At 38.5% G+C, this 3,049-nt stretch carries 2 protein-coding genes; both read left to right on the top strand.

Annotation, left to right across the window (positions count from 1 at the left end; translation table 11 throughout):
• Positions 1-401: 401 nt before the first annotated feature.
• Entirely contained in the window at positions 402-1,889 is a 1,488-nt protein-coding gene (locus tag FTU35_RS13165) for a SulP family inorganic anion transporter (protein ID WP_005146104.1), read from the top strand.
• Positions 1,890-1,901: 12 nt separating this feature from the next.
• Positions 1,902-2,753, top strand: coding sequence for a universal stress protein (locus FTU35_RS13160; protein WP_002115246.1), 852 nt, complete (start codon positions 1,902-1,904; stop codon positions 2,751-2,753).
• The last annotated feature ends 296 nt before the right edge of the window (positions 2,754-3,049 follow it).

The following is a 3,049-nucleotide window of genomic DNA, read 5'->3' as shown; positions in this document are numbered from 1 at the left end:
ATGGCTTATTTTTGTTCAAAAGTCATATTTTACCTCGGAGAAACCGGACATTTTTATTGGTGAGAATATAGACACTTTAAATGGGTTCTAACACTCTCGTTTCGTATAACAGCCATTATGTTAAATGGACATAAATCAATTCTAAAATTATCTATGATCATTCTTACTTTTACTTCAGTACTGCGGTTAGGGTGGATAGAAAAGGGCCTAACTGCTATCATTGCCCCCGAAACCCTCCAAAATAGATATCTTTCTTAATATGACACTTACGCCACCATAAGTTTATTTATCTCTTAAAACAGTAAATAACTCATCACTGTCTAGTGATGTGGTGTAGTAGCTTGTGTGTCATATATCACATCACTAGCCTTTCCTAAAATTTAAAAAAATAGGCTATTTTCATGTTATCCACTATTCGAGAACAATGGTTCTCCAATATTCGCGGGGATGTTCTTGCGGGTATTGTTGTTGCTTTGGCTCTAATTCCTGAAGCAATTGCCTTTTCAATTATTGCAGGTGTCGACCCTAAGGTAGGGTTATATGCTTCATTCTGTATTGCCGTGGTGATTTCTTTCGTAGGCGGTCGTCCAGGGATGATTTCTGCTGCAACTGGTGCTATGGCTTTATTAATGGTCACACTGGTTAAAGAGCATGGTCTGCAATACTTATTAGCAGCCACAATTTTGACAGGATTTATTCAAATCCTAGCAGGCTATCTAAAATTAGGTGCATTGATGCGCTTTGTGTCAAAGTCGGTTGTGATTGGCTTTGTGAATGCCTTGGCTATTCTAATTTTTATGGCCCAATTGCCTGAACTCACCAATGTGACATGGCATGTCTATGCGATGACAATTGGTGGTTTAGCCATTATTTATCTATTCCCCTATATCCCAGTAATAGGCAAGCTTTTACCCTCTCCCCTCATCTGTATTGTACTCCTCACGCTCTTTGCCTTGTTCATTGGTTTAGATGTAAGAACCGTAGGTGATATGGGGCAATTACCAGATACTCTTCCAATTTTCTTGCTTCCTGATATTCCTTTAAATCTTGAAACTTTAGCTATTATTTTGCCTTATTCACTGGGATTAGCAGCCGTCGGTTTGCTTGAATCTATGATGACAGCAACGATTGTCGACGATTTAACAGATACCACCAGTGATAAAAACCGTGAGTGTAAAGGACAAGGCGTTGCCAATGTCGCTTCAGGCTTCTTAGGCGGAATGGCAGGCTGTGCCATGATCGGTCAATCAATTATTAATGTGAAATCTGGTGGTCGTACCCGTTTATCTACCTTTAGTGCGGGGGTCTTCCTGTTAATTATGGTGGTGTTTATCAGTGACTGGCTCAAAGTCATTCCAATGGCTGCACTGGTTGCCGTAATGATCATGGTTTCAATCGGAACATTTAACTGGGATTCACTGCGCAATATTCGCCAATATCCCTTCTCTAGCAATATCGTAATGATAGCGACAGTGGTTGTGGTTGTTGCCACACATAACCTGGCTTATGGCGTATTAGTCGGTGTTCTTCTTTCTGCATTATTTTTTGCTAACAAAATTGAACGCTACATGGCAATTCAGTCCGAATTTAATGAACCTGAAAGTACCCGTACTTATACGGTGACGGGTCAAGTGTTCTTCAGCTCGGCAGATAAATTTACGTCTGCATTTGATTTCAAAGAAGCACTTTCAAAAGTTGTGATTGATGTTAGTCAGGCTCACTTTTGGGATGTGTCTGCGGTCGCTGCCGTAGATAAAGTGGTCATTAAGTTTAGACGTGAAGGAACAGAAGTCGAACTGATTGGAATGAATGAAGCCAGTAAAACGTTAGTCGATAAGTTTGGTATCCATGATAAGCCAGATGCTTTAGATCGCTTAAATAGCCACTAAGAGGGATGAATTATGTCAAAAATTATTGCATGTATTGATGGATCATTAGCAACAAATACCGTTTGTGATTATGCAGCTTGGTTTAGCGATAAATTGAATTCACCTCTTCAGTTATTGCATGTCATTGATAAGCCAAAAGCGAAAGCACCACAAGATTTAAGTGGTGCAATTGGTCTAGGAAGTCGAGAAACCTTGCTAAACGAGTTGGTTGAACTGGAAGAACGTAAGGGGAAAATTGAGCTAGAGCATGGCCAAATTCTTCTTCGGGAAGCAAAAAACTATCTATTGGAGAAGTTCTCTATTGATGCTCAAAGCTTTCAACGCCATGGCAGTCTTTTAGAAACAATCATGGGAATGGAAGAGGATATTCGAGTTCTTGTTATGGGTAAGCATGGAACTGAAACCGAGCACAATTCCAGTAAAGTTGGAACCCATATTGAAAATGTTGTTCGTGCTCTTCATAAACCCGTGTTAATCACATCCTCACCGTTTAGTCCACCTCAGTCATTTTTAATTGCTTTTGATGGAAGTCCTACTGCACGTATTTGTGTAGACAAAATTGCAAATAGCCCTTTATTAAAAACCCTGACAGCTCATGTGGTATATGTTGGTAAGCCAAATAGTGATATGACATCACAAGTCACTTGGGCAAAAGAGCTACTTGCAAATAATGGTTTTGATGTCATTGATAGTGTGCTTGAAGGTGATGTTGAGAAATCTATATTGGATTATCAAGAAAAAAACGTTATTGATATGATTGTGATTGGTGCATATGGTCATTCAAAGATACGCCAGTTTTTTATTGGTAGTACGACGACCAAATTGTTATCAAGTTCTACAAAACCAGTATTATTACTAAGATAATTTTTACAAGATAAAGGGATAGTTAAAAACTATCCCTTTTTTAGAATTTCTAAAATTAACATAATACACCTTATACGTAATGTGTTATAATTCCACTTAGAAATCAATGCTGTAGTTTCTAGTTGATAGCCCACCTTCCCCAAGGTGAGCTTTTTTTGTGATTTTTCACGTTCCACGCTTAAAATTCGAACAGTGTTTCATGATTTTTATAAGTTAAACTAAATTTAGTTGCTAATCCCAATAAGCTATTCACTAACTTGTAAATATCGGTATACCGCCTGACGACTAATCCCAAA

It is taken from the genome of Acinetobacter sp. YH12095 (assembly GCF_013419245.1).
GTDB lineage: Bacteria > Pseudomonadota > Gammaproteobacteria > Pseudomonadales > Moraxellaceae > Acinetobacter > Acinetobacter towneri.
This window is presented reverse-complemented; position numbering and strand designations above follow the sequence as displayed.